This is a genomic window from Ruficoccus sp. ZRK36 (assembly GCF_019603315.1).
In the GTDB taxonomy this organism is placed as follows: domain Bacteria; phylum Verrucomicrobiota; class Verrucomicrobiia; order Opitutales; family Cerasicoccaceae; genus Ruficoccus.
Window position 1 is genome coordinate 801,860 of sequence record NZ_CP080649.1, and the last position, 25,863, is coordinate 827,722.

The 25,863-nt window shown below is 59.7% G+C and carries 22 protein-coding genes; 7 read left to right on the forward strand and 15 right to left on the reverse strand.

Features of this window, described 5'->3' with window-relative positions; translation table 11 throughout:
- Window positions 1–3,480 carry a PAS domain S-box protein gene (locus K0V07_RS03500; protein ID WP_220623150.1) on the forward strand — a complete coding sequence of 1,160 codons (3,480 nt, stop codon included), beginning with the start codon at window positions 1–3 and terminating at the stop codon, window positions 3,478–3,480.
- A 61-nt stretch (window positions 3,481–3,541) separates the two neighbouring features.
- On the opposite strand, the gene K0V07_RS03505 is transcribed toward K0V07_RS03500, so the two are convergent.
- Window positions 3,542–3,808 carry a hypothetical protein gene (locus K0V07_RS03505; protein ID WP_220623151.1) on the reverse strand — a complete coding sequence of 89 codons (267 nt, stop codon included), beginning with the start codon at window positions 3,806–3,808 and terminating at the stop codon, window positions 3,542–3,544.
- Between the two features lie 132 nt (window positions 3,809–3,940).
- Between K0V07_RS03505 and K0V07_RS03510 the strand changes: the two genes are divergently transcribed.
- Window positions 3,941–4,261, forward strand: a complete 321-nt coding sequence (locus K0V07_RS03510) for a pyrimidine/purine nucleoside phosphorylase (protein WP_220623152.1) — start codon at window positions 3,941–3,943, stop codon at window positions 4,259–4,261.
- A gap of 282 nt (window positions 4,262–4,543) precedes the next feature.
- On the opposite strand, the gene K0V07_RS03515 is transcribed toward K0V07_RS03510, so the two are convergent.
- The 4 genes from K0V07_RS03515 to K0V07_RS03530 all read right to left on the reverse strand — a co-directional run bounded on the left by K0V07_RS03515 (window position 4,544) and on the right by K0V07_RS03530 (window position 9,017).
- Complete coding sequence (locus K0V07_RS03515; RefSeq protein ID WP_220623153.1) at window positions 4,544–6,508, reverse strand: phospho-sugar mutase; 1,965 nt, start codon at window positions 6,506–6,508, stop codon at window positions 4,544–4,546.
- 77 nt (window positions 6,509–6,585) lie between these two features.
- Complete coding sequence (locus K0V07_RS03520) at window positions 6,586–8,013, reverse strand: UDPGP type 1 family protein (RefSeq protein ID WP_220623154.1); 1,428 nt, start codon at window positions 8,011–8,013, stop codon at window positions 6,586–6,588.
- A 140-nt stretch (window positions 8,014–8,153) separates the two neighbouring features.
- Window positions 8,154–8,555: a hypothetical protein gene (locus K0V07_RS03525; RefSeq protein WP_220623155.1), complete on the reverse strand. Its 402-nt coding sequence runs from the start codon at window positions 8,553–8,555 to the stop codon at window positions 8,154–8,156.
- Between the two features lie 162 nt (window positions 8,556–8,717).
- Entirely contained in the window at window positions 8,718–9,017 is a 300-nt protein-coding gene (locus tag K0V07_RS03530; protein WP_220623156.1) for a septum formation initiator family protein, read from the reverse strand.
- A 184-nt stretch (window positions 9,018–9,201) separates the two neighbouring features.
- Here K0V07_RS03530 and K0V07_RS03535 point away from each other — a divergent pair, with 184 nt between their 5' ends.
- Genes K0V07_RS03535 through K0V07_RS03545 form a run of 3 tightly spaced genes read left to right on the forward strand, consistent with a single transcriptional unit; the run spans window position 9,202 to window position 12,021 of the window.
- Entirely contained in the window at window positions 9,202–10,020 is an 819-nt protein-coding gene (locus tag K0V07_RS03535) for an AAA family ATPase (RefSeq protein ID WP_220623157.1), read from the forward strand.
- Complete coding sequence (locus tag K0V07_RS03540; RefSeq protein WP_220623158.1) at window positions 10,017–10,976, forward strand: hypothetical protein; 960 nt, start codon at window positions 10,017–10,019, stop codon at window positions 10,974–10,976. The genes K0V07_RS03535 and K0V07_RS03540 overlap by 4 nt, the downstream gene beginning before the upstream one ends.
- A complete protein-coding gene (locus K0V07_RS03545; RefSeq protein ID WP_220623159.1) occupies window positions 10,936–12,021 on the forward strand; it encodes a hypothetical protein in 1,086 nt (361 codons plus the stop codon). Before K0V07_RS03540 ends, K0V07_RS03545 begins: the two co-directional genes overlap by 41 nt.
- Before the next feature lie 40 nt (window positions 12,022–12,061).
- Here the strand turns inward: K0V07_RS03545 and K0V07_RS03550 are convergent, their stop codons facing one another.
- On the reverse strand, window positions 12,062–13,915 hold the full coding sequence (locus tag K0V07_RS03550) for a nucleoside-diphosphate sugar epimerase/dehydratase (RefSeq protein ID WP_220623160.1): 1,854 nt from the start codon (window positions 13,913–13,915) through the stop codon (window positions 12,062–12,064).
- 164 nt (window positions 13,916–14,079) lie between these two features.
- Here K0V07_RS03550 and K0V07_RS03555 point away from each other — a divergent pair, with 164 nt between their 5' ends.
- A complete protein-coding gene (locus tag K0V07_RS03555; RefSeq protein ID WP_220623161.1) occupies window positions 14,080–15,216 on the forward strand; it encodes an MraY family glycosyltransferase in 1,137 nt (378 codons plus the stop codon).
- Here K0V07_RS03555 and K0V07_RS03560 read toward each other — a convergent pair.
- Complete coding sequence (locus tag K0V07_RS03560) at window positions 15,204–16,337, reverse strand: aminotransferase class I/II-fold pyridoxal phosphate-dependent enzyme (protein WP_220623162.1); 1,134 nt, start codon at window positions 16,335–16,337, stop codon at window positions 15,204–15,206. The two genes, K0V07_RS03555 and K0V07_RS03560, sit on opposite strands and share 13 nt — an antisense overlap.
- 81 nt (window positions 16,338–16,418) lie before the next feature.
- On the opposite strand from K0V07_RS03560, the gene K0V07_RS03565 reads away from it, so the two are divergent.
- Window positions 16,419–17,150, forward strand: a complete 732-nt coding sequence (locus tag K0V07_RS03565) for an exosortase-associated EpsI family protein (protein ID WP_220623163.1) — start codon at window positions 16,419–16,421, stop codon at window positions 17,148–17,150.
- A gap of 13 nt (window positions 17,151–17,163) precedes the next feature.
- Here the strand turns inward: K0V07_RS03565 and K0V07_RS03570 are convergent, their stop codons facing one another.
- From K0V07_RS03570 to K0V07_RS03605, 8 genes are all read right to left on the reverse strand, one after another.
- A complete protein-coding gene (locus K0V07_RS03570) occupies window positions 17,164–17,748 on the reverse strand; it encodes a DNA-3-methyladenine glycosylase I (protein ID WP_220623164.1) in 585 nt (194 codons plus the stop codon).
- A 92-nt stretch (window positions 17,749–17,840) separates the two neighbouring features.
- Window positions 17,841–18,434: a sugar transferase gene (locus tag K0V07_RS03575; protein ID WP_220624061.1), complete on the reverse strand. Its 594-nt coding sequence runs from the start codon at window positions 18,432–18,434 to the stop codon at window positions 17,841–17,843.
- Window positions 18,435–18,468: 34 nt separating this feature from the next.
- Window positions 18,469–20,802, reverse strand: a complete 2,334-nt coding sequence (locus K0V07_RS03580; protein ID WP_220623165.1) for a DUF4838 domain-containing protein — start codon at window positions 20,800–20,802, stop codon at window positions 18,469–18,471.
- 107 nt (window positions 20,803–20,909) lie between these two features.
- The gene (locus tag K0V07_RS03585) at window positions 20,910–21,860 is read right to left on the reverse strand and encodes a KpsF/GutQ family sugar-phosphate isomerase (protein WP_220623166.1); all 951 of its coding nucleotides are present in this window, start codon (window positions 21,858–21,860) and stop codon (window positions 20,910–20,912) included.
- Window positions 21,861–21,871: 11 nt separating this feature from the next.
- A complete protein-coding gene (kdsA, locus tag K0V07_RS03590; RefSeq protein WP_220623167.1) occupies window positions 21,872–22,672 on the reverse strand; it encodes a 3-deoxy-8-phosphooctulonate synthase in 801 nt (266 codons plus the stop codon).
- 11 nt (window positions 22,673–22,683) lie between these two features.
- Window positions 22,684–24,246, reverse strand: coding sequence for an O-antigen ligase family protein (locus K0V07_RS03595; protein ID WP_220623168.1), 1,563 nt, complete (start codon window positions 24,244–24,246; stop codon window positions 22,684–22,686).
- A 43-nt stretch (window positions 24,247–24,289) separates the two neighbouring features.
- Window positions 24,290–24,856 (reverse strand): SIS domain-containing protein, encoded by a 567-nt coding sequence (locus K0V07_RS03600; protein WP_220623169.1) that lies wholly within the window; start codon window positions 24,854–24,856, stop codon window positions 24,290–24,292.
- Window positions 24,846–25,817, reverse strand: a complete 972-nt coding sequence (locus K0V07_RS03605) for a bifunctional ADP-heptose synthase (protein ID WP_220623170.1) — start codon at window positions 25,815–25,817, stop codon at window positions 24,846–24,848. Before K0V07_RS03605 ends, K0V07_RS03600 begins: the two co-directional genes overlap by 11 nt.
- Window positions 25,818–25,863 lie beyond the last annotated feature (46 nt).

The following is a 25,863-nucleotide window of genomic DNA, read 5'->3' on the forward strand; positions in this document are numbered from 1 at the left end:
ATGAGCAAAGCGCTCGATATCCTTCATATCGAAGACTCCGAAGACGATAGCCTGCTGGTCAAGCTGGCGCTGCGGGAGTTGGAGTTTGAGGTAGACCTGAAGCGGGTCGAAACGCTTTCTGGCCTGCAGCAGGCCCTGTCCGAGCGTGACTGGGACCTGATCCTGTGCGACCACAATCTCCCCAGCCTGACGATGGAGGACGCCTTCTCCCTGGCACTGGAGAATAACCCGATGCGCCCCTTCATCCTCGTCACGGGTGCCATCGGGGATGAGGCCACGGCCGACATCATGCGCCTGGGCGTGAATGATATCGTCCTGAAGGAGAACCTTAAACGCCTGCCCAGCGTCATCCTGCGCAATATGCGCGAAGCGGATATCCGGCAGGAAATCCGCGTCGCCCAGAAATCCCTGCGCGAAAGCCAACTGCGCTACCAGACCCTTTGGGAGAACTCCACCACGGGCTACATGCTTACCAGCAAGGGTGTGATCGTGGACTGCAACCAGACCCTCTGCGACCAGTGGGGCTACTCCAAGGAAGAGATCGTCGGTAAGACGCCGGGAGAGTTTTCACCTCCGCAGCAGCCGGACTCCCGGTCATCGCTTGAGCTTGCGCAGCGGCTCTATGACGATGCGGCCGCCGCCAGCCAGCCAACCTTTCGCTGGGTCCACCAGCACCGTGACGGCACGCCCATCCACTACTCCATCACGCTTAACCGGCTCCGCCTCGGCGAACGCTGGCTCGTCGTCGGTGGTTTACTCGATGTCAGCGAGCAAGTCGCCAACCAGGAGACGCTTGCCCTCCAGGACCGTGCCCTCCAGTGCACGAACAATGGTGTAGTTATTTGCCGCTACGACGGCCAAACCAACCCCATCACCTGGGCCAATGCCGCCTTCTTGCGCATGTCCGGCTACACGATGGAGGAAATCATCGGCCAGGACAGCCTCTTTCTCCAGGTCGAGGATGCCAGCGCAAAGGACATCAAGCGTATCCGCGACACCATGGCCCGCGGCAGCAGTGCCACCACCACCCTCAAAAGCCATCGCAAGAGTGGCCGAGTCTTCTGGAATGAGCTGCGCCTGGACCCCGTCTACAGCGAGAAGGGCGTACTGACGCACTATATCGTCATCCAGCGCGACATCACTGAAACGGTCGAGGCCGAGGAGAAAATCAAGCGCAGCGAGGCCCTCCTCCATGCTGCTGGTGAGATCGCCCGTGTCGGCGGCTGGGAGATCGATGTCATCAACGATGTCATCTCCTGGACCGACATCACCCGGGAGATTCACGGTGTCCCCGACGACTATGTGCCGGAAATGGATTCGGCCCTGAAATTCTTTCCTCCGCCTTACGATAAGATCGTTCGCCAGAGTGTTGAGCATTCCATTGAGACGGGAGAGCCTTTCGACTTCGAGTCCCCCTTCATCAACTCAAGTGGGCGCCTGATCTGGGTGCGCTCCCTCGGTATCGCTGTGATGGAAAATGGCCAGTGCACATATCTGCGTGGAGCCTTTCAGGATATCACCGAGCGAAAAGCGACCGAGCAGGCGATCGAGCAGAGCCGCCAGCGCCTGGCCATGGCCATCGAGCTGGGTAATCTCGCGGTGTGGGATTATAACGTGCTGGAAAAACGCCTCGTCCTGGAGGACAGCTGGTACAAGCTCTTCGGCTACCCCCAGGGTGAAGACTTCGGTCAGCTCGAGTCCATGCATGACCTCGTGGCCGAGGACGAACGCTCCCAGATCCGGTTCAGCTTCCAGCGCCTGCTCAGTGGCCAGGAGCAGAAGATCACGGAAGAATGCTTTATGCGCTGCGGGGATGGCAGCATGCGGCGTGTCTTACTCCGCGCCCAGGCCCTGCACGACAACGAAGGACGCCTCACTCAGGTACTCGGAAATGTCTGGGATATCGACGAGCGCTGGCGCTCCGAGGAGCGGCTGCGGCTCTTCCAGCGGTTGATCAACCAGAGCCCAAGCTCTGTCGTGGTCACGGACCCACAGGGCAATGTCGAGTACGTCAACGACACCTTCTGCCGCATCACCGGCTACAGCCGGGAGGAAGCCCTGGGCGAAAACCCCCGCCTGCTCAAGTCCAACCGCATGGACCCCAAGCACTACTCGCAGATGTGGAAAGCCATCACCAATGGCCGCGAGTGGCAGGGTGAGTTCCTGAACAAGAAGAAGAACGGGGAGTACTACTGGGAGCGCGCGATCATCTTCCCCATTAAGGGCCGCAACGGAGCCATCACCCACTTTGCCGGTGCGAAGGAAGACATCACCGAGCTCAAGGAAAACGAAATCAAACGTGAGGAGTTGAACAAGCAGGTGCTTCAGCTCCAGCGTATGGAAACGATTGGCACCCTCGCAGGTGGTATCGCCCATGACTTCAACAATCTGCTCGGTGCCATCCGCGGCTGGACGGAGCTCGCACAGCGGCACGTCGAGGGCAATGACAACGCCCGCGAGGATTTACGCCATGTCCTGGTCGCCACCAAGCGGGCCCGCGCCCTGGTTGAACAGATCCTCACCTTCTCCCGTGAGAGCATCGGCAACATGATTCCGATCGACCCCGCCATGGTGGCCAACGAGGCCATGAACATGCTGCGCTCGATCATCCCGACGACCATCATCATCAACAAAGATATCCCACAGGGGCTGGGCCAGATCAAGGCCGACCCCAGCCAGTTCCACCAGATCATCTTCAACCTGTGCACCAACGCCTCTCAGGCCATGGGCGATAAAGGCGGAGAGCTGCAGGTCTCCCTCAGCCACTGCGAGGTGCCCCACAGTAACCCGGACAGCCCCTCAAAGTTTCCGGGCGGGTCATGCCTGTGCCTGAAAGTCTCCGACACTGGCCCCGGCATCCCCAAGGAACACCTGAACCGCATCTTCGAACCTTTCTTTACCACCAAGCCCGTCGGTGAAGGCACCGGACTCGGGCTCTCTGTCGTCCATGGTATTGTGGCCTCCCACCAGGGAGACATCACGGTCCAAAGCGAGCTGGGCGAGGGTACGACCTTCCAGCTGTATTTCCCCTGCATCAAGGAAGGGCCTGCCGAGGATCAACTGCCCGAGGTCGAAGAAAAGCCGCAGGGCGGCTCCGAGCGCATCCTCCTCGTCGATGATGAGCGGGAAATCATCAACGTGATGCAGCGCCACCTGACGTTCCTCGGCTACGATGTGACGATTTTCTCGGAAAGCCCGGAAGCGGAGAAGGCCTTCCTGAGCGCCCCCGATGATTTCGACATCCTCGTGACGGACCAGGTGATGCCCAACCTGACCGGCCTGGAGCTGATTGAAAAGATCCGCACCGTGCGCCCGGACTTCCCGGCCGTCATCATGACCGGCTTTAGCCGCACGGTCTCCCCCGAGCGCATGGAAATGCTCAAACGCTCCAGTGTGATCATGAAGCCCTACTCGCTGACGGATCTAACCAAGACCATCCGCAGCCTGCTCGAAGACGAAACCGCCAAGCAGGACAAATAAGCAAAAGCACTCGGGTAGCTCCTCACAAGAAGAGCCCTAAAACACGATCGGCCCGGATGGGCTACTGGTAGCGCTGGGAAGGATTGTAGGCCGGGCTATCGAAATTCGTACCAGAGGAGTACCCCTCTTTGAGCATCGGATTTTCCGCAGCTTCGGACGTGCGCTTTTGATTGGCTGCCTTTACACGATCAGTGTAGGTCGAGGCCTCATCAGGGTTACCGGTGAGGGTCGAGCTGATGGGGTCGTTACCCACATCGTCATGATAGGAACTGCAACCGGCCCCTAACAAACAGGCTGCACAAAGACTGAGGAGAATAACCGGTTTCATGGCAGTCAGTAAGCAGTTCTCATACCCCAAAGTCAAGCAGACGAATGCTCTATGATCTTCGCATCGTGTATTTCGCTCGATGACACACAGGTACCTTGACTTTGGCTGGCAAGCAGACATACCGGCTAACTTATGTCCGAATTCTCCAATGTCACCGTGGTCCGCGAGGCCAATGTCTACTTTGGCGGCAAGGTCGTCAGCCGCAACGTGCTCTTTGCCGATGGTACGCGTAAGACGCTCGGCTACATGATGCCCGGCGAATACACCTTTGACACCGGCGCGGCCGAGATCATGGAAGTGCTCGGCGGCGAAATGACCGTCCTCCTCCCCGGCCAGTCCGAATGGCAGACCTTCACCGTGGGCCAGTCCTACGACGTCCCCGCCAACTCCAGCTTTTCCCTGAAGATCAGCGGTGACGGCGCCGACTACTGCTGCTCCTACGCCAAGGCATAGACAGAGCAAATTTGTGGGCTTACGCAGCCCACACCTACGGCAGGCAAAGCCTGCACTTTCGATGCTGCGCATCGTATCAGTGATTACCCAAACCAGCGTCGCTGGTTTGGGTAATCACTGAGCAAAGCATCAAAATAGACTGCCCCATGTGGGGAAACATTCGTTGCCCAAAGGAGTCGGGGCAGCGAACGGAGTGAGCGATGGGGCGGAGCCCCATCAATGCCAGCGGAGGTACTCCGCCGCAGGTATGAGCTGCGTAAGCCCATAAACCCCCGCTGCTGTTTACGCTTCGGCGCGGGCGCGGGCGTCAGCTTCGAGAGCTTCCTTCATGGCAGCGACTTTCTCGCCGGTAGCGGCCTTCACACCGTTCAGTGCTTCAGCCGACTCAACGTCCTCGCGAGCGAAGCAGTAGAACTTGATCTTCGGCTCTGTGCCGGAACCGCGGACCGCGTAGCGGTAGCCGTTGTCCAGCTCGACGAAGTAGAAGTCTTCCTTCGGGATGGCCTTGGCGTCGGCGTCATCGATGTCATCGCGCCCGAAGTCGATCAGCTTCACTACCTTGGCCCCGGCGATTTCCTTGGGCGGATTCGTACGGTAGCTGTCGATGATATTACGGATCTTCTGGGAGCCTGCGGCGCCCTCGAAGTACAGGTTCAAGAGGCTCTCGGCGTAGTAGCCGTACTTGAGGTAGAGGCCGTCCAGATACTCACCCAGCGTGAGGCCCTGCCCCTTGAGGTAGGCCATCAGCTCGCTGAACATCAGGATCGCGCCAGTGGCGTCCTTGTCGCGCACACGGTCGCTGGCCAGATAGCCGTAGCTCTCCTCGCCCCCGAAGACGTAGTAGGTGCTGTAATCGAGTAGCAGGCTGACACGGGTGGACAGGTCGGTCTCATCGTAGTTGATGGCCAGCCCCTCCTCTTCGAACAGACGGTCCTCCAGGTCCTCCTCGTAGTGCTTGAGCTTCTCCCCGATCCACTTGAAGCCGGTCAGGGTATTAATGCACTTCAGGCCGTGGGCATCGGCGATAGCCTCTTGTAACGGAGTGGTGACAAAAGTCTTGATCAGGGCGGCGTTATCGCTGCCCTCCAGCGGCACGATGCCGATTTCCTTGAGCTTGGACACGCGGTATTCGGCCAGGCAGGAGCCGAGCTGGTTACCGGTGTAGAGAATCATCTCCCCGTTCTTGTCGCGTGCACCGACGCCGAGGCGGTCAGCGTCCGGGTCGGTAGCGATAACCGCATCCGCCTGCACCTCTTCGGCCAGCTTGAGAGCCTCGTCAAAGGCGCTCTTGACCTCGGGGTTGGGGGACTTGACGGTCGGGAAGCGCCCATCCTGCACCATCTGGGCCTCGACCGGGTGGACCTCCACGCCAAAGGTCTCCATCAGGGGCATGGCGCTGATCGCACCGGTGCCGTGGTTGGGCGTAAAGACGAACTTCGGGGTCGCTTTCTCGAAAACTTCCGGGTCGAGCACGTTGTCTTCCAGCGCTTCGTAGTAGGCCTCGTCGACTGACTCGGGCAGCGTGACGACACCGGAGAGGTCCTTCTCCAAAAAGGCGGGCAGCTCGGCGGCATCCACAGCCTTGAAGGCATCGATAATGGCCTCGGCGTGCGGGCTGACGACCTGGGCTCCGTCGCAGAAGTAGGCCTTGAAGCCGTTGTCGTGCGGCGGGTTATGGCTCGCGGTGATCACGACACCAGCGGTGGCCTTGAGGTAGCGCACCGAAAAGCTCAGATGCGGGGTGGCGCGGGGGCCGTCAAAGATCATGGCCAGGCCGCCAAGCTTCGTCCAGGTCGAGGCGGCCAGCTCGCAGAAGTGCCGCGAGTAGTGGCGCACATCGTGCCCAATGACGAGCTTGGGCGTCTCGAACTGCTCGATCTCCGCCAGGTAGCTCTCGCAGTGGCGGAAGAGGCCGATGGTGGCGCGGATGAGGTTAAAATCATTGAGCATGTTCGAGCCCACCGCCGGGTGCTCGGGAGCGCCCTGCTCAGTCGGCGTGCCCTGCTCGGCCTTGGGGGTGATCTCGCCGATGGTGCGCGTGCGCATGCCACCGGTCCCGAACTTGATCATCTGGTAGAAGCGGTTGTTCAGCTCGTCCCAGGCCTCTTGGGCGACCAGCTCATCGATGGCCGAGACGGCCCACTCCGGCAAGAAGCCGCCTTCCAGCCAGGCGGTAATGTTTTCAACGCTTGAGGGCAGCAGTTTACCGGCTTCGCCAGCCTGCTTGACAGTTTCCAGTGTGCTCATGTTCGGTTAAATCAGGGATTATAAAGTATTGGGCGTCCGTCCACTGCGGGCGGGCGCGAGAAAAAGACAGTCCGGCCTTACTCGATGACAAGCCCCTCGACGATGGCGGGCGGGTTCTCGAGCTTGCTCCAGGCCTCGACGAAGGTGGCTTCGCTGTCGGCAAAAAGCGGGCTGACCTCGAAGCAAACCGTAGGCAGGCCCGTGTCATCGTGCTCCACGGGTGTCCCGGCCGCTGTCAGCCAGCGTGCGTACTCGCGCAGCTGGTCGTCACGGCAGGTCTTGGGGGAGTCGTCGCCTTCGGCATTCTTGACCGGGCTGAAGTCATCCGCACGGGCCGTCTCGATGATGACCGGATTCTGCGCAAAGGGCAGCGCGTCAAAGACGAACATCTCGAACTTCACGCCATTGGGAGCGTCGGGCTTCGCCACGTGTCCCTCAGAGGTGACAACGGGAATCTTCTTATCAGCGCGGTGAAACGGCAGGCTGGCGTCGGGGTTATTCCCACCCATGCGGGCGATAAATTCGCGGCTGAGGATGTGGATGGCGATGCTGCCACCAAGGAACTGCAACTGCCCCTTGTCGTCGCGGGCTTCGGCCAGCTCATCCGGCATATCACTGTACTCGATAACAACGGTGCTGCCGCGCTGCACGCAGAAGTGGCCGACCTTTTCCTTGGCGTGGGCCTTGGGGAGCATCTTGGAGGACATCTCGGACTGCCCCTTGAGGTGGAAGCCGATGAAGGCCGGGTCCACACACTTGACCAGCGGATTGTCCACCTGGAAATAGCTGAGGGTGTCGATGCCCATCTTTTCCATGGTGGCGAGTGCACCACTGCGGACCAGCGCACGCAGCGAGCCGCCGTGCCCGTCCGGGCTCATGGCGATCTTACCGGGGCCTTCCAGGAGGATCTTGCCATCATAGCCGACGGCGGGCATCAGCCCCTGCTGGAAGAAGTGCACGTGCTCCTCCTCCAGACCAAAAAAGGCGTGCTGCTCGAAAAACTTCACCGTGGCAGCGTGGTTGATGTGGCTCGTCATGATGAACCACGGCACCGGCTTACCGTAGCGGCGGCCTGCGGCGAGGATCTTTTCAGCAAAGACCTGGAAAAGCGCATGCTTGCGAACGGGAGTCACCGGGTAGGTGCCCTTCGGGCCATCGTAGCCCAGGCGTGTGCCCTGGCCACCGGCCACCACAAAAGCGGCCACTCGACCGTCCTTGAGGGCCTTTTCACCCAATGCCCTGGCCTCGGCCCACTCGGCGGCATCGCCACCATTGGTCGGCAGCGGCGTGTACGGAGCCGGTTCGAGGTCGCTCAGGTCAATGCCTTGTGCGCCCTTACCAAAGACCAGATCGGCCACCAGCCGGTCAATTTCCTTCAGGTCGATTTGCTCGGCCTGCGCGCAGAGCGCATCTTGCTCCTCAGCGGAGAGCTTATCCCAGAAGCGGAACACTTGTTCCTGCCCGGCAGCTTTAAAGGATTCCCGTAACGCAGCATGATCAGACATGCCGCCGTGTGTAAGCACAGCCCGCCCTCAGGGCAACGAAAAAGGTCGGGCTGGACCAGCAATCTAAGGGCCTAAGCCCCATTAATAGCGTTTATGAGCGCCGGGATTTGCGTGTTGGAAAGTTAAACCGCAAGCAACCGCTACTGTCGCTGGGTGCGAGACTGGGGCGGGCTGGGCTGCTTATCGAGGGCGGTCTCCACCCAGCTCAAGGCCGCAGTCAGATCAAAGAAGACCCCGACGGGCATCTTGGGCATAAAGCCACGCTCGACCTGCAGCGCCTGCCAGGTGGCCGTGCGATAGGTGACGATGGCCATCGCTTGCATCAGCGGCACCCGATCGAGCTCCCGGTAGAGTTTGGGGTCGATGGAGTAGCTGTGGATGCGGTTGGCGACGTAGCCGAAAGGTCGGGTAAAGTGCTCCTGCGCGATAGATGTAAGGGTGTCCAGCATCGGCAGGTCAAAATTCACGCCTTCCATGAACTCGCCGATCATATAGCGGTCATGGATCGTGAAGTTACCAAAAGGAAGCTTATGTGTAATCATGGCAACGACCGTGTTGGGTATCAGTCATACCGGTGAATGGGGGTAAAACGCCCCAGAATACACGCGAAAGCAGGTTTTTTCAACGGATTGCCCTATGCTTTTGCTAATATATCGGTATGTCTGCGATACGCTCCAGGGGTAAAATCGCGCGCCTGCTAAAAGTCAGTCCTCCTCGAATCGAATGATCATCTCGTCCTCACGCGAGTAGCCGAGGCGCTCGCGGGCGACACGCTCGAAAAAGGCGGGATCCGTTAACAACTTGTTGAGATAAGCCTGCTTATAGCCGCGGTCAGCCTGCGCACGCACCATGCTCTGCTCGAGCGCAGCCTCACGCGTCTGGTAGACCGAGTACTCCCGCCAGGTCCGCAGCAGCAGCAAGGAAAAGACTGCTACGACCACAACCAGCCCGGTAGCCAGTGCTCCGGCCACGAACTTGTGCATGAATTGGGGAGAAAGTCGCATTGCTTATTCGCGTAAGAAGTAACACAGATGAGCGCTTCGGTAAAGACCAAAGCTTTACGGGTCAGCTTTTACATATCCCTTACCGGATCTAAAGCCGAAAATACTGGCCAAACTTGGGCCCTTTCCCTAACGTCTTCAATTCAAATCGCTTAAACGGCGCGCATATCTGCAACCAGCCCCAACCATGTACCAGCAATTTTATGGTTTTGAGGCGATGCCCTTCAACGTGACGCCGGACCCGAAGTTTCTCTTTCTGAGTCCGACCCACCAGGAGGCCCTCTCCCACCTGCGCTACGGGATCACCGAGCGCAAGGGGTTTATCGTGCTCACCGGGGAGGTCGGCTGCGGGAAATCCACACTCTGCCGCGCCCTGCTCAACGAGCTGGATGACGAGCGCTACGAGTCCGTGCTCATCCTCAACCCCCGCGTGGACGAGGAGCAGCTCGTCCTGGCCATCCTCCGCGAGCTGGGCGAGCCCGTCGACGAGCACACCCATGCCGACCGCACCGGCCGCCTCAACGAGGCCCTGCTCAAGCGCATTCACGCCGGTAAGGAGATCGTCATGATCATCGACGAGGCGCAGAATCTTTCCTTCGAGGTCATGGAGCAGGTCCGCCTGCTCTCCAATCTCGAAACCGACGAGCAGAAGCTGCTCCAGATCATCCTTATGGGCCAGCCTGAGCTGAAGGTGAAGCTGCGCGAGAAGCGCCTGCGGCAGCTGCGGCAGCGCGTCCTGGTCTACTACGATCTGCACCCGCTGGACCGGCAGCAGACCGAGGCCTACGTCCAGCACCGCCTCTCCCTGGCCGGTGCCAACGGACGCCCCCGCTTCACCCCGCGTGCCCTGCGCAAGGTCTACCGCGCCAGCCGCGGCACCCCACGGATGATTAACAACCTTTGCGACAAGGCCCTCCTCTCCGCCTACATCCGCAATGCCGACGACGTCAACTGGTGGGACGTCCGGCGCGCCGTCAAAGAACTTAAACGCCTCGAACACGCATGAGCCTGATCAATGACGCCCTCAAAAAGGCCCAGCGCGATCGTGAATCCGCCGGGCAAGGTGAAAAGCGGCCCGCTCCCGTCGGCATCGGGCCGCGCCCCGGGAACCCGGCCGCCACCCGCTCGTTCCGGTGGACACGCCGGATCGTCGCGCTGACGCTCGTCATCGCCGGTACCACCTCCACCGTTATTTTCCTGCTCACGCTCATCGACCCCGAGCCCGTACCGGAAGCTCCCCTGCCCTCCGAGGTCGCCGTCCACATCAAGCTGGCCGATCCAAGAACCGAGCAAGCCGCTGACAAAGGAAGCGTACCCACCCAAGCCGAGAGACCATCCGTGGCGGCGACCGAAACGACTCCAGATGCGGCAGCGGCCGAGGGCACCGAGACCGCCATCGCTTTTAAGATTCCGGAGGACGCCCCCACCGAGGCTCCGGCACCCCCGGCCGCTGAGCAGGCCCCAGCCCCCACCCCGCCAGCGGAAACATCCGCTCCAGACACTGCCGTAGCCGTCAACGAAGCAGCAGACAGCGTGTCTCCTAGTAGTGACAAAACTCCGCCAGCAAGCCCTGCACCGGCAGCCCAGCCTCAGCCTACGGCTACCACGCCCGTTACCGCAGCTCCGCAACCCGTCTCCGAGGAGCCCGCACCGATCGCCTTTGCCATGCCGGATCAGCCGGTCTCAGTCGCAGGCACGGCTGACGTCGAGGAGGAGGCCGCCCAGACTGAGGCGGACGAGCAGACAGGGGATCCCGCCATTGTCGCCTTTTTAAACGCATCCCGCATCACCGGGGTCAAAGTCGCCGGCAAGCAAAGCCGCGTGCTGATGAATAATCAGGTCTTCTTTATCGGCTCTGTCGTGGACCCTCAATCCCGCTTGCGGATCAAAGCAATCAAGAACAACGAAATCGAATTTGTTGATGAGTCAGGACTCGAATACCGAAAACGGTTCCAGCGCTAAGAAAAAGCTCTCGCTCAAGCGCGGCTCCACGCCCCGCAAGGAAGAAGCAGCCCCTCCTCCGCCCGTAAAGCGTGAGGACGGCCCGCCATCTGCACCGCGGATGAAGCTGTCCCCCAAGCGTGAGCAACAGGAGCCATCCAGTCCGCCACCAGCCGCCGTTGACCCGCTCGTCCCACCGCCGCCGGCCCCCAAGCAGCCCACCATCAAGCCACGCCTGAAGACCGACGACAAACAGGATGAGCCGAAACAGACTCCTCCACCGCCGTCCGCATCCATTAAGGATATTTCACCTCCACCGGCTGCGACACCGCCGCCCGTAGCCCCATCAGACTCGAAACTTTCACCGCCGCCGACCAGCACTCAGCGGCCACCAGAGGACGCCCCGCCGCCTCTGCCCCCCGTCATTGGCCCCAAAACAAGTGCCGGCACACCGCCACCTCCGCCCTTCACTCCCCCGGAAGGACTCACCGATAGCGACCTGGAGGTCAAACCCGTCAAGACCAAGTCCAGTAAGGGCATTCTGCCCGTCATGCTGACCTTTCTCATCATCCTGATCGCTATCGCCGGGGTGGCTTTCGCCTTTATGAAGCTCCTGGGCGGCACAGAGAACGCGTCTGAGTTTGTCGAGTGGGAATCAAACACCCCGGAGGATGCGAACAACGGCCCCTCAGCCATCGGCTCTGTCGAGGACCCCCAACCGTCCACCGACGGAACAGTTGGCGACTGGAATCGAGGACCTCTGCTCCCTGATGATGTTCAACCCTCAACGCCCGCATCATCTGACACCGCAGACATTCCTGATTCGCCGACACTGGCAGACCCGCAAAGCGGCCCGGGGCAGCCCAATCCTGCTGTCACCGCCTGGATCGAGCAACTGCGCCCCAATGTGATACGTGGGAGCCGCATGACGATCGAGGGTGTGAACTACCACATCGGCGACCAGGTCAGCCAGGCCCCCGTCATTCTCTGGATCGGGCATGACCGTGATCTGGGCCTGCTCACCTTTGAGGACGCCAACGGCATCATCTACGAAAAGGACTATTAAGCGCCTGACAGGTCCGAGCGGGATCTAGAGCACTTTCGTTTCAGTCCAGATACGGCGTGTACTCGGGCACGATGTGTTGCAGCATTTGCTTGAGCTGGTTGCGGTCGTACTGCTCCACCTTTTCCACCAGATCCTTCAGGTTGCTCTCCAGCTCAGCCAGATCGCAGGGGCTGGAGATAAAGCGCTTCACCCGCGGATGGGCCGTCGCGACGTACTCCTCACCCTTGTGTTGAAGCTCCTCGAAGAGCTTTTCGCCGGGGCGCAGCCCCACGAATCGGATCTCAATGTCCACGCCAGGCTTGAAGCCACTCAGCTCAACCAGTTGGCGAGCCACGTCCACCACCTTAATCGGCTGGCCCATATCGAGCACAAAGATATCGCCACCATCGCCGAGAACAGCCGTCTGCAGGACTAAGCCCACCGCCTCGGGGATGGACATGAAATAGCGGGTCACATCCGGGTGAGTAACGGTAACCGGCCCGCCTTCGCGAATCTGCTTCTTAAAGATCGGAACCACTGAGCCCGAGGACCCGAGCACGTTCCCGAAACGCACGGCCATGAAGACCGTTTTATTACCGGGCTCCCCCTGAAATGCCTGCAAGAACAGCTCGGCCAGGCGCTTGGAGGCACCCATTGCGCTGGTCGGGTTAATGGCCTTGTCCGAGGAGATGAAAACAAAGCGCTGGCACTGATACTTGCTCGCCAGACGGGCAAACTGGGCCGTGGCCAGGGTATTGTTCTTGATCGCCTCTCCGGGCTGCAGCTCGATCATGGGCACATGCTTGTGAGCCGCGGAGTGGAAAATGATCGTGGGCCGATAGCGATCGAGGATGAAGTCCATCCGCTCCGTGTCGTTAATATCAGCCAGCAACGGCAGCACGATGGCCCCAAACCCCTCTGAGCGCAGCTCCTGCTCAATCACAAAAAGCGCGGCCTCCGACTGCTCAACCAGTAGGATACGGGATGGATTCTTAGCGGCAATCTGGCGGCTCAGCTCGCCGCCGATACTACCGCCAGCTCCCGTCACCATGACCACACTCTGGGAGATCAATTGATGGATCTCGATCGCATTGGTCTCCAGGCTGCTGCGGCCAAGGAAATCCTCCAGCTCGACCGGGCGCAACTGATCGGCACGGACCTGACCGTAGAGCAGCTCCTGAGGAGAAGGTACAATCAGGACGTCCAGGCGTTCACGCCTCGTCATCAGAAGCACGTCCCGGATCATGGCAGGGGAGATGTCCGGCTGGGCAATAATGATGCGGTCCAGATCGTAGCGGGCGACCGCACGGCTGAGGGTATCGATCCCGCCAAAGACACGCAGCCCATGATACTTGTGCCCGATGACCGCCGGATTGTCGTCCAGGATAGCTACCGGCTGCATGCCAAACCCGCGTTTGGTCTGCAGTTCCTGGATGAGCGTGTTGCAGATAAAGCCCGCGCCATAGATCGCCACACGATTGTTACGAAAGCCGGAACGCTCATCAATACCCAGCGCCTCACCCCGCACATACTGCAGCAGGCCGCGAAAAAGTGTCAGCGCCAACAGCGTTAACATGAAGTTGATCAAGATAACTCCACGCGAGGGGCAGTCCTTACCGTCAAAGACATACCAGAGGTACAACAGGAACAGCGTCGTCAGGCCAAGGGCTAGCAGCAGCTGGAAAAAGTCATAACTTCGAAAGCGCGCCGCTGTCACCTCAAACTGTCCAAAGGCATACAGCACAACAACTTCCAGAGGGATCAGCCACAGCATAATCTCCACTCGCATGACCTGATAGCGGTCAGGCATCTGAAATTCCCAGCGAATTTCGTTAGCGAAATAGAAGCTGGCGATGCAAAGAAAGATAATCAGTGCAGCGTAAAGAAGCCCTTCGCGGTTAATTTTTTTGGCCATACAGTGAGAGCGTATTAAGGAAGTATACCGAGCAACTAGAACCTTTATGGTTTAGATTATGCCATGCCTGGAAACAAGCCCAAAGGCGCCCCCGGCCAGCCTCATCCGGCTTGACCGCAACAGGCTCAGCGGGTAGCGTCTGCCACTCTGCTCACCCTCTTTCTATGTCCAGCAACTACTATGACTTTCTGATTATGTTCGGCGGGCTGGCCGTTGGATTCGTGCTGACGCTGGTGACAACTCTCATCCTTTGCCGCTACGCCGAACGTCTCGGGCTGATCGATAAGCCCGACCACCGAAAGATTCACAGCAAGCCCATCCCGCGCATCGGCGGGCTCGGGCTTTTCGCTGGGTTGATGGGGAGCCTGTTGTACTTCTCGCTCGTGCGTCAGATCTGGCCGCAGGAGCTCGGCGGCCTGCAGATGCCCAACATCTACTTCCTGACAGGCGGCGTTGTCATCGCCGTCACGGGGCTGGTGGACGACTTCAAGGGCATCAGCTTCCGGCAAAAGCTCGTCGCCCAGTGCCTGATCGCCGTCTATCTCATTCTGGCCGGCTACCGGCTGCAGCTTAATTTCGGCATTCTCGACGGTTACGCAAATATGGCGTCTATCCCCGTGACGTTCCTATGGCTCATCGGCGTCATCAATGCCGTGAACCTCATTGACGGGATGGACGGGCTGGCCGGAGGCATTTTCCTGATTTCGCTACTGGCCTTGACGATTTGCTACACCTTGCTGGGCGGCGCAATCGACCTGATCTTCCTCTTCAGTATCACCGGCACAGTCCTGGGCTTTCTCGTCCTCAACACTCACCCGGCTAAAGTCTTTATGGGGGACACTGGAAGTCTTTTCCTGGGGTATGTCATCGCCTGCTATTCCTTGAATGTCAGTACGTTGGGCCACAACCACTTCATGTATATGGTGCCCATCATTGCCGTGGGCCTGCCCGTTTTTGATACGCTTTTGTCGATGACTCGCCGCTTCCTTAAAGGGCGACCGGTGTTTTACCCGGACAAGGACCACATGCACCACCGCGTGCGCAAGGTCTTTGGTGGTGGTCAACGGGCCGCTGTCATGCGCCTGTACTACATCAACCTCGTCCTCGGGGCACTGGCCATCCTGCTCAGCCTCGCGGGGGACTGGATGGCGATCCTGATCATGCTGGTGACCGTCTGCTTCGCAATCGCCGTGATCTGGCGACTCAAGTACCTCAAGCCCAAAGAGCTGCTCAAGCGTCGCAAGCAACCGCGCCATCGCGGCCTACTTTCGACCGGCGGTGCGTTCCCCTATCGCTTCTGAGCGAACGCCTTTTCCACGCAGGCGCAAACACGCTCTTGCTGCGCTTCACTTAGCTGGCTGGGCAGGCTCAGCCCCCGCGCCGCCAAGCCCTCGGCCACAGCTCCACCGTAAACACGGCAGTGGGCAAAGCAGGGCTGCGTATGCAAGGGACGCCACAACGGCCGGGCTTCAATCTTCTCGGCTTCGAGTGCGTCAAGCAGCTCGGAGCTGGAGATCCCTGCCTCCTGCTCATCAATGAGCAGCGAACTGAGCCAACGCGTGCCCTCGCCCCCTGGCGTTTCAGGCATCAGTGTCACCCCGGGCAGTGCGCCCAGACGCTCCCCATACCGCTCAAAGACCGCACGTCGCTGCGCGACTTTTTCGGGGAGGCTTTTCAACTGTGAAAGCCCAAGTGCCGCCAGCAGATTGCTCAGGCGATAATTATAGCCGACCTCCAGGTGCAGGTATGCACGACCGGGCTCGCGCGCCTGCGTCGACAGGTAGCGCACCCGGTCAGCCAGTGCGGACTCGTCGGTCAACAGCATCCCGCCCCCTGAACAGGTGATGATTTTGTTGCCGTTGAAAGACATGACCGAGGCTCGCCCAAAGGTACCAGCGGCCCTCCCCTTGTAGGTCGCACCGAGGGCTTCGGCGGCATCCTCGATCAGCACAACTCCATGTTTTTCGCACAACGCCGAAATAGCATCCATGTCCGCGCACTGGCCATAAGCCTGCACCACCTCGACCGCAGCAGGCAGCTTCCCCGTCTTGGCCGCCGCTTCAAGCGCTTCCTCCAGACGGGCGGGGTCCATGTTCCAGGTGCTGGCCTCCGAATCGATAAAAACCGGCTCAGCCCCACAGTACGCAATGGCATTCGCAGAAGCCGCAAAACTGAGGGTCGAGCAAAACACCTGATCTCCGGGACCCACACCGGACTCTTTGAGGGCCAGATGCAGGGCAGCCGTCCCCGAAGCAAGAGCGACCGCGTGAGCCGCGCCCGTCTGACGGCACATTTCGGCCTCAAAGGCTCCCAACGCAGGGCCGACAGGGGCGATCCAGTTACTCTGAAAGGCCTCGGTCAAAGCGGCCAGGTCCGCCTCAGACATCGCCGGTGGGGACAGGTAAATACGCTCGCAGCTCATGGGTGGGAGTAGGCTTGATAAAAACCGAATGAACCTTAGAGTATTTCCCCTGTCCCCTAACTCAACCCTTTCCTCGCTTTCATGAAAAAAGCCCTTCTTTTCTTTGGAGCTCTCGTCTGCGCAGCACTGGTGGGCATCCTCGTCCGCCAGGAGTACTTCTACCATCCCGAGATCACGCTGACGGAACCGCTGGCCGATTTGATCTCCAATGACCTGCCCGGCTGGGACTGCGAAGAGCTGGAGCTGGCAAGCTCGCCGGAAATGCGTGAACGCACCGAGGATATCCTCAACTTCGAGGAGGCCATCTACCGCCGCTATACACAGGGCGACCGCCAGATCAGCGTCTATGTCGCCTACTGGAAGCCGAAGCAGATGCCCGTGCGACTGGTGGAGGCCCACACCCCCGACATCTGCTGGGTCAGAAATGGCTGGCAGCGCATGGATGCCGAGGAAGGCGTCGATCTCCAGGCGGGCCAGGAGGAGCTTTTCCCTGCGGAATACCGCACCTACACCCACCCCAAGGCCGGAAGCGACCTCACCTACGTCTACTACTGGCACACCGTGGGCGAGTCCATCTACGTCAACCGTGTCGTGGGCGAATGGGACCGGCTCGACCCGATCAAGACCATCTTCAAGTACGGGCTGAACCAGATGCAGGAGCAGTTCTTTGTACGCATCTCCAGCAACATGCCCTTTGGCGATGTTTTCGAGGCTGATCCCGGCATGCATATGCTGATCCAGGAGCTTGCTGACCTCACGCTCGCCCCTCCCCCGGAAGCCATTCAGGCGGAGATGCCGCAGAGTTCTACCTGAGCTTACTGGACGATCAACCCGCCGCCTCGATACAACGGCGATAGCACGGGCAGCTGACAAGGTGGTCGTTGACCATGCCCACCCCCTGCATAAAGGCGTAAAGGGTCGTTGAACCCACGAACTTGAACCCGAGCTTTTTCAAATCGCGGCAGAGGGTATCGGAGAGTGCTGAGCGGGCCGGCAGCTGACTGATCTCCGTCCATGCGTTGATAACGGGCTGGCCCTCCACGTAGCGCCACAGGAAAGCGTCCAGCGAGCCATGACGCTCGACGAGTGCCGTATAGGCACGGGCGTTTTGAATCACAGCCTGAATCTTTAGCCGGTGGCGGATGATGCCGGGGTTCTGCATCAGCTCGTTCACGCGGTCCTCATCAAAATCCACCAGGCGGGCGGGATCGAAATCCGCGAACGCCGCATTAAAAGACTTTCGCTTACTCAGGATCGTGGACCAGCTGAGCCCCGCCTGCTGCCCCTCCAGATTGAGCATCTCGAACAGACGTCGGTCGTCGTGCACTGGCATGCCCCACTCTTCGTCGTGATAAACGCGCTCCAGCTCGCCGTGTTCGGCCCAGGGACATCTTGCCTGTTGTTGCACCATGCGTAACAGCTATTTCACGGACGCCATTACGTCAACGTCCCCGAAAAGAAAGCCGCCTATGTCAGGCCTATGCACTAGGAGCGGGCGGGCGACTACTGCTCACCCATAAACTCGGACATGGTTACCTCGCCATCTGCGGAAATCCCCTCCCGCCGCAAAACCGCGCGAACCGTCAGGAAAAGGATCTTCAGGTCCAGCCAGCAGCTGCGGTTGTTCACGTACCACACATCCAGCTTGAGCCGCTCCGGCCAGGACAGTGCATTGCGGCCCTTGACCTGGGCCCAGCCGGTCAAACCGGGGCGCACCTCATGGCGGCGCGCCTGCTCTGGACTGTAGCGCTCAAGATAGCGCACCAGCAGCGGGCGTGGGCCGACCAGGCTCATGTCGCCCTTGAGCACATTGATCAGCTCGGGGAGCTCGTCCAGACTGGTCGAGCGCAGGAAGCGCCCATAGCGGCCCAGCCGCTCGGCATCCGGCAGCAACTCGCCATCAGGACCACGTGCATCGCTCATGGTCCGCAGCTTGAGGATGTTAAAGACCTTCCCGTGCAGGCCAGGACGGGGCTGGCGAAAAAGTATCGGGCGCCCCAGCTTGTACCACGAAACCAGGCATACCCCCACCAGCACCGGAGAAAGCATCAGCAGCGCCAGTGCAGAAACAGCTATATCGAAGAGTCGCTTGGCCATCGCATCTGCCCAGTTGAATGATCCGCCGAGTGGATCAGTTCGGTTCAGGTAGACCTTGGTAGAGCACGATATCATCCACGTCAATCCAGTCTCCCGGCGCCTGGTTCATAATAATAAATCCGACCTGCACACGTGGGATGTTCTGCCCGGCATGCGCCTTTACCGTAAGCGGCAGCCAATCGTGCTCTCCCAGTGACAAGGCATCGATATTCCACGCGTTGTACATCTTACCGTCTGCATCCAGCAGCGCCAGCTGCAGGAAAACCTGAGTCTCCCCACTTACCCGTCCGCGCACCCAGGCACGCAGATACAGATCTGTGCCCGGCGTCACCTCCAGCTCAGTGAGCATGCGATAGTAAGAGCCGCCCTCGATCCGCAGCCCCTCACCCGTCGCATAGGCGGAGCCCGAAGCCTGCTCGATCCGTAAATCCTGCGTATGGCGCATGTTCAGCATCCACTTACGCTCCCCCTGATTTTCCAGGGTATAGCCAGGATAAGTAGATGCAACAATCCGCCCATCCGGGACCATCAAACTCTCGAAATCTTCATCAAGGATTTTAGTGGCCCCCTCCGGGGGCGCTGCTCCCCGGTCGGTGGGATCGCTGTAGAGCAGAAAATACAGGCCCATGCTGCGCTTCCATTTGTCTTTGATCACGGCATTAAGGGGCTCAAAGCCCTTCTCAAACGCAGCCTTTTCGCCCGGGGACACATGGGCCTGAGCGGCCAGCGTTTTCCACTGTTCATAGCGCTCAGAGGCAACCTCTGCCACCCTGAAGCTCGCGGAGACCCGCTCGATCCTGCGGCGCACTAAATCGCTTTCGGCCATGCTCATGGCCTCGTCCAGGCAAGCCCGCATCCGCTTGCACAACTCAGGCGGGAACAGCTCCGCCTGCGAAGGCGAGGTGAAGTACTTGATCCAGCTGCCCGGCGGCGGCTGGTCCATCCAGGCCTGCTCGCACAGATCGAAAAAACGTCGCATCGGTACGGCAGAGGCCTTGTAGCAGCGCTGGAAAAACTCCTCCTGAAGCCGCTCGGGGTCCTGATCGACATCCCAAAGCAGCTGCGCCGCGAGCCAGTACTTGGGGTCATCGATCCCCGGATTGGCGATGCCCTCGGCGAAAAAGCCCCGCCCGTCATGCGCATGCAGATACTTAATCGATTCGGCAATCAACGTCGGATAGTATCGCGGGATAAAGAAGGGGATGCCCTCGTAGTAGTCCCAGGTGCCAATCATGTTGAGCCCCATACGGCTCCAGCGCCGGATCAACGCCTCATCCTCGCTGCGGTAATTCGGGTCAAACCATTGGGCCCGGTCCGAGGTCAGCCAGGGAATGATCTGTGGGTGGAGCTCGATATCCGGCACCTCCTCGGCGTAATAGTAGGCCAACTGGCTCAGAGACTTATCCGCAAAACGGTCGCCAAACTCTTCATCCTCAAAAAGCCGCACGGCGACAGCGTTCGTGAACCCGAAAACCAGATCACTGTAGTTGGGGCGATTACGAAAGTAGGTGAAGGGCTCGACCACAACGCGCGTCTGCTCCGTCTCGTCAAAGCTGACGCTATCGGTGATCCCGAGCGATACGCCCGGGTCATCGGGGTGCCCTTCCCAGTGCGCCCGCACCCGATCCGCGATGTACTCCCTGTAACCAGTCGAGACGAGATTGGGCTGAACGCCCGTACTCGTCACCCGCGTTTGTTTTTTACCCCGTGCATAGGATTGCCATTCAGGATGCGCGGCGAAAACCTCCGGCTCGGTCAATTTGTGGAGGTTGTGGTTGATCTGGAAACGATTGTTCAGACCGTTCAGCAACCGCCAGCTCTTGTATGGCTCCCCATGATCGTGCCCCAACCTCCGATGAATAAACGAAGGCTCGATCACGCCCCGATCGCGGGGCAGCAGGGGGGGCTCGACCGTGGGCAGATCGAGACCATCCTCACCCGGGAAAAGCCACTGAACACCATAGTGCTCCCTCAGCAGCCAGGCGGAGCCATAATAGGTCCCCAAAGGACTCGCACCCACAACGGCAATCCACTCCGGCTCATGCATACGAGGTCGGCGCGCTACGCGAAAAGGCGTCCGCCGCGGTCCTACTCGCGGCTGCCAGATACGCGGACCGATCAGGGCAAAACCATCCGGGTCCACACCCTCCAGGCCGCATGTCTCAATCCCCTCCGGAGGCTGCCCCAGGTAAATTTTCAGGCCGCCATCTGGTGCCTCATCACGAGACACACGCTCGATCTTGCCTGGATAGATTTTTTCCAGCGTATCGGCCATCAATGCTGCCGCATCACTCTCCCACTCCTCGGGCGCTGAAGCCTCAACAATAACCAGCGACGGTGATGCCTGCGCTGCTTCAGTAGCGGACAACCACGAAGCAGATAAGAGCAACAGACAAGACAGGGATCGAAAACGCATAATATTGAGCCGGGCGGAGAAGGCTGCGCTGAAAGACTTCCCCAACATACCCCAATGCGTCAACTCAGCAAGTCATGCATACGCAGAATGCCACTGACCAGCCCCGCCTCGTCTACCACAGGGACCACGTATATCTTGTGACGTTCCATCAGGTCCATGATTTCCCCCACTGCCGTCTGGGGCAGCACGGTCTTGGGGCCGGCCGTCATCAGGCGATCTGCCCGGGCAGGGCCGACTCCTCCCGGCAGCATGGCGCGCCGGATGTCTCCGTCCGTGATAATCCCCAGCAGGTGCCCTTCCGCATCCGCGACAAAGACGGCTCCCAGATTTGGGCGGTTCATCTCGGCAATCAGTCCCTCAAAGTCGACGTCTGGTCCGACCACAGGCACGGAATCGCCCGTCAACATGACATCGGCTGCAGTGAGTAGAAGCCGGCGCCCCAGCGTACCGCCGGGGTGAAAGAGTGCGAACTGCTCAGGCTGAAAATGACGGGCATTCATCATCGCGACCGCCAGCGCATCCCCGATCACCAGAGCGACCATCGCGCTGGTCATCGGAGCCAGATTCAGCGGGCAGGCCTCACGCTCGATGGACGCATCCAGCACCACATCGCAACGCTCGGCCAAGCGCGTATTCGTCTTGCCGAAAATCCCCAGCACCTTCGCTCCGATACGCTTGATCGAGGGCAGCATCTTGACCATCTCGACCGTCTCGGCGCTGTTGGAGATCATCAATACGATATCGCCCGGAGAAACCACTCCCAAGTCCCCATGGAGAGCCTCGCCTGCATTGATATAGACAGCAGGGGTGCCCGTACTGGCAAAGGTCGCGGCTATCTTGTGGGCCACGATCCCGGACTTGCCGATACCCGTCATGACGACCTTACCTTGAAGGCTGAGCAACTCCTCCACGAAACGGTCAAAATCGGGGCGGATACGCTCCAGCGTCTCACTCAAGGCAAGCTGGTCGCGCTCGAAAACATCACGGGCTGAAGAGAAATGGTCAGGCATGGCAAATGACTTTATGAGCAACGATGAACAGCACTCCAGACCCGCAGGCAATCCTCAACCAGGGCCGGAAACTGCTCCAGAGGTATCTGGTTGGGGCCATCGGAAATAGCCCTGTCGGGGTCGGGGTGGGTCTCGAAAAACAGGCCATCCGCGCCAGCCCCCAGGGCTGCGCGGGCCAAGGCCGGTACGAACTCCCGTTGCCCGGTCGTCTTACCCCCACCCGCTCCAGGGAGCTGCACACTGTGCGTCGCATCGAAGACCGTCGGATGCCCATAGCCCTTCATGATCGAAAAGGACCGCATATCCACCACGAGATTCTGATAGCCAAAGGTCGAGCCACGCTCGGTCTGCCAGAGCTCGGCAGCCTCGGCACCTTCCAGCTTGTCCACCACGTAGCGCATCTCCGTCGGAGAGAGGAACTGCCCCTTCTTGACATTGACCACGCGGCCGGTCTTGGCAGCGGCCACGAGCAGATCTGTCTGGCGGCAGAGAAAGGCAGGGACCTGGAGCACATCGCAGACCTCACCCACAGGAGCGGCCTGCTCCGGGAGATGAAAGTCTGTCGTCACCGGCAGGCCGGTCTCGTTTTTAACCTTCTGCAGGCGAGCCAGCCCCTCCTCGATACCGGGGCCACGATCGCTGCCCAGAGAAGTACGGTTGGCCTTATCAAAGGAGCCCTTGAAGATGATGTTCAGCTCCGGGTGCCGCGCAGCCAAAGCAGACAAGCACTCGGCCACCCCGAAGGTGACGGCCTCTGTCTCCAGCGAGCAGGGTCCGGCAATCAAAAGCAGGCGTTGGGGATCGTAAAGCATATCAATGGGAATCAGGCAGCATCCTCTTTGGGCTGAAAACGCGGGTGCAGGCGCATCCAGGTCACCGTGGCAGCCGTCACCGTACTGACCAGCAGTAATATCGAAGGATTACTCAGGTTAAACTCAAAAGTCGCATGGATCAAGGCCAGGCCTGCGCCAGAAAGGATCATCAGGTGCTCACACTCCAGCGCACGCCAATAATACAGTACAGCCCCACCCCAGAACAGAATGATCAGCACGAGCAGCCCGCCCCCGACCGCGCCCAGCTCAGCGGCAAATTCAAGGATATCATTGTGGCCATGGATGATGATTCTGGCATAGGGGAGTCCATTCTCAGGGTCGAGATTATGCGAAACCCATAACAGCCTGTACTTATCCATGAGCTGGTAGTGACGAATCGCCCAACGATAGGACCCGGCCCCCCAACCCCAGACCGGCCGATCCAGATACATTTCAGCGGTCGCTTGACTCATCAACACCCGCATATTGGCCGAGGCGTCTTTCGTCAGCCCGGAGCGATCGCTCAGCCGAAGGGATTCAAAACGTTTTTCAATCGCAGGAAGATCACCAAAGCGTACGACAGCAAAGCCTCCGGTAGCCAAAACCAAGAGAAGAACCACGATACCAGCAATCATCGAACGGAAGCTGCCGGAGCTCAGGATACGCACAAAAAAAAGTAAAATGAACACCAACAACGCCCCGACGCTCATCAAAAACGCGCCCCGGGAGCCATTCATGGTCTGAGCCACAACAATCAGCAAACCGAGCAGTAAAAAGACGATCCCCGGATGGGAACGCTGCATACGCCTCCGGGCGCGCCTCGAGTAATAGAAAAACATCCCCAGACAAAGTGTCAGAATCGGGTAAAGGTACGCACCGGCATGATTGCGGTAGTGGAACGGGCCGAAAAAGTTTTTGTTACTGGAAGCAAACGTCCACAGCAGCGTATCGCTCCCCGTCATCTGCTGCAATACCCCTACCAGCGCTATCACTGACCCATTGATACAAATGACCCAGAAAAGCGCTTCCACACAGGAGCGGCGCTTCAGGCCGACCCAGGCCGACCAGATGCCCATGATGACGGCCGCCCAGTTTACCAGTGCGCGCCAGGCAGAGCCATGTTCATAGGGTGCACTCACCCCCGAGGGTAGCCAGTCGATATGGTTAACCGGCACCATCGACCACGCCCACGACGTAAGCTGCCATTGGTCCACATCCTTGTACTCCACCCGGTACGCCGGGTTCAGCCCCTGGATGATGATATATACCAGCAATAGCCCCCCCACCCAGAAAAGCGGAAAGCGCAGCAAAGAGCGCATATGCATGCGAGGAGCTTCGTCACGCGGGTTCGACGGAATAAATAATTGAATAAAGGTAAGCAGGCTAATCCCGAAGAGAATCAACTGCGGCAGGAGCCGCATACTGCCGAGCATCCATGGCCCCAAGCCCACCAGCAGAGATAAGCCGATAACCGTGCACCACTCATGACGACTCCAGCGTACGCGGGCACTCCCCCCCGTACGTGACGAGTGACGTCGAAAAGCTTCTACCGCACCGTATTCAGCTTTCTGCATCTGGCCCCCCATGATTACTCGGCGTTATCGTCCACAATCGCGCCTAGGTCCAGTCCTCTGCCTCGACCATCTCCAGCCACTGGTGGAGGATAAAGGTATGTACCTCCTGAATACGCGCTGTGGTGCGCGAGGGTACGATAACCGCATGGTCAACAAGCTCCCGGGCCTTCCCCCCGTCACCACCGGTGACGAGGATACTCGTCACACCGCGTACCCGGCAGGCCTCAAACGCCGTCAGCAGGTTGGCGGAATTTCCACTCGTCGTGAAGCCGACAAAAACATCACCCGCACGGCCTAAGCCCTCGATCTGACGCGAGAAAACTGCGTCGAAGCCATAGTCGTTGGCGATACAGGTCAGGACCGTAGCGTCCACACTCAGGCACAGACCCGGCAGTGAGGGGCGATCCCCCTTGTAGCGCCCCGAGAACTCTTCGGCCAGGTGCAGCGCGTCTGCCGCACTCCCACCGTTACCGGCCGAGAGGATTTTTCCTCCCTTGCGCAGGCAATCAATGATGACACGGCCTGTGGCCTCCACCACGGACAGCTCCTTGGCGAAAGCGGCCAGGACCTCGGCCAGTTCAGCATGACCTTGAGCGATCTTATCCTTCATAGTCGAGAATCTCCTGGGGCGTGACAGTAGCCGTACCGAGCTTACCGATGGCGATACCCGCGGCACGGTTGGCCAGGTGGGCGGCCTCCTCGACGGAAGCGCCCGCGGCCAGAGCAAGAGTGAGAGTGGAAATAACAGTGTCGCCAGCACCGGACACGTCGAAAACTTCGCGAGCCACCGTGGGGATGCGGTGGGCAACCTTACCCTCATCGCAGACGAGCATCCCGTCCGCACCCAGCGTCACCACGAGGTGGCGGGGGGCATAGTTGTCAGAAATACCGCGTACGACCTCTTCCTCCGGGAAGGGCTCGTGGGGGTCGATGCTGATACCGGCCATCTGGAGTGATTCGTCCCGGTTCGGTGTGATCAGGTCCATGCCCTTCACGTTCAGCTTGCGCTTGGGCTTAGGATCAACCGCGATCAAACAACCCGTGGACTCGCGGCACTCAATGAGGCGCGAAAGCAGCTTCTCGGTGACAACGCCCTTGGCATAGTCCGAAACGATGACGGCCTTGGCGGTAGCCATCTTCTTCTCCAGCAGAGACAGGCACTCGTCGCTGTCGAAAGCATAAACCTCCCGATGCGCCTCGCGGTCGATGCGGCAAAGCTGCTGCTGGCGCACCATGACGCGGGTCTTCTCGATCGTGGGCTTCTCCGCCGAGCGCCAGCGCGCGTCGAAGGCGATATTGTTACTGCTGAGAACCCCCGTCAGCACGTCACCAGGCGTATCCCGGCCGATCCAGCCGAATAGCTCTACCGGGGCTCCGAGTGAGGCGAGATTCATCGCCACATTAGCCGCCCCACCGGCGGTATAGGTATCGCGCACTTGCGCAACAACCGGGACGGGTGCCTCGGGCGAGATTCGGGTAGCGTCTCCCCACAGGTAGTGGTCGAGCATCAAATCGCCCACCACCAGCACCGGGGTTTCTTTAAAATGGTCTAACAACTCCTGGCCAGTCATAGCAAAATTAACCGGAGCCGGCCGTAAACCAGCCACCGGAATAAAG